The 1,708-nt window shown below is 70.1% G+C and carries 2 protein-coding genes; both read right to left on the reverse strand.

The features are described 5' to 3' along the window. Window positions 1–47: 47 nt before the first annotated feature. Window positions 48–578 carry a hypothetical protein gene (locus AADR41_RS42005; RefSeq protein WP_342287728.1) on the reverse strand — a complete coding sequence of 177 codons (531 nt, stop codon included), beginning with the start codon at window positions 576–578 and terminating at the stop codon, window positions 48–50. 174 nt (window positions 579–752) lie between these two features. Beyond that, entirely contained in the window at window positions 753–1,520 is a 768-nt protein-coding gene (locus tag AADR41_RS42010; RefSeq protein ID WP_342287730.1) for a bestrophin-like domain, read from the reverse strand. Between the last annotated feature and the right edge of the window lie 188 nt (window positions 1,521–1,708).

The raw sequence follows: 1,708 nt of genomic DNA on the forward strand, positions 1-1,708 counted from the left end.
CCCGTACCGGGACCCGGGGCGACTTCTCGGTCGGCACTGCCCTGCCGTCAGTGCGAACGGCTCTCCTTGCGACGGCGTGCCACCTGGACGGCGCCGGCGGCCGCTGCCACCGCCAACGCCGCGCCGGCGGCGATCTTCACACCGTTCGTCGTGCCGATGGCGTCGCCCGGCCCGCCCTGCGGACCGGCCGCTGCCACCGTGGAACGGGTGGTCGGTGCCGGAGCCGCGGCGATGGTGAGACCGGACTTCGCCGCGGAGTCGGACGACGTGCCGCAGTTGAACGTCACTTCGTAGGAGGCGCCGGGTCTCGCGTCCCAGTCGACCGTGGCGCTGACGGAGCCACCTGCGGGAATGGTGACGGTGTCGAAGACGCCGGAGCCGGCGGTTGCGATGGTGGAGCACCCCCGGGCGGCCAGGGTGACCTGGCTTCCCGGCGTGATCACCGACGGAGTGACGGTGAATCCGGTCGCGGAGGACGCGCCTCCTGACGTCGCGGCGTACGCGGTTGCGGACGGAGCGGTCAGGGCGAGAGCGGCGGCGCCGAGCAGGGCGACGGGTGCGACGCCTATTGCGCGCATGGGTGAGTCCTCCGGATCCCCGAGGAGCACTTGCGGAACGAATTTCCACAAAGCGTCAGAAATGCACCTCGACGCGCCAAACGCTAGGAGCCGTGCACAACGCTCGCGATCGGAGTGCGCCGCTCGGGCGCCGGGTTCGCCCGAGCGGCGCACCGCCCGTGTTCCGACGGACCGCTATCCGCCCGTCGCACGGGGGAACAGATCGAGGAACGGCGCCGCGGTGGCCGAGATGTCCCGGCCGAAGGGGGAGTCGAAGTCCCAGATCAGGAACAGCAGAAAGGCGATCAGAACACTGAAGAGGCCCGCCAGCAGGAGTTCGCGGAAGGTTCTGCGGATCTGCAGGGTGAACATCAGTCCCACGGTCACCAGGGCTCCGATGATCAGGCCGAACCAGACCACGCCCGGCATGGTCGCGCCGGCGCTCTGCCCGCGTGCGCTGCGGGCGTCGTCGGCCGCGGCCACCTCGTCGACCAGTGGCTGATATGCCTGCCCCTCGTGGTCGTTCTGCGGCCGGTACTGGGTGACATCGGTGCGCACCTTGGCCAGTAGGCGGGTGCCCTCGTCGGTGAGGGCGCCGTGCTCGCTCATCGCCCGCCACTCGTCGTGGACGACGTGGTGGACGTAGGCATCCACATCGGCGCGGATGCGGGAGCGCACATCGGCCGGGTAGACGGCGGAGCGGACACTCACCTCGTGCAGTGCCTGGGCCTCCTGACGTACGTACTCCTGGGCGGCGCCGCGTCCTTCCCAGACGCCCGCGATGGCGAGGCCCAGCACGATCGCGTAGACCACGCCGATCATCATCGTCATGTACTCGATGACGTCAGGGGTCTCGGACGGGTCGTCGTCCTCTCCGATCCGGCGGTTGTTGAGCACGGCGATGGTCAGGACGACGGCGCTGGCCGCCGCCATGGCGAGGGCGAGAACAAGCCATTCCGACATGGTGATCCTTCGGAGGTCAGCGGGAGCGGGGACGCAGTACGGCGACGGCGAAGACCGCGGGGGCCGTGATCAGCAGGGTGAGGTTGACCAGGGAGGTGCCGTGTCGCACGACCTTGCTCGGCGGCTTGCGGTAGGTGGGCAGTGCCACCGGCCGGTGCGTGGGGCGTACGGAGGGGGAGGGCGAGCGA

Origin of the sequence: Streptomyces sp. CLV115 (genome assembly GCF_038448545.1) — a bacterium.
GTDB classification, from domain to species: Bacteria; Actinomycetota; Actinomycetes; order Streptomycetales; family Streptomycetaceae; genus Streptomyces; species Streptomyces sanglieri.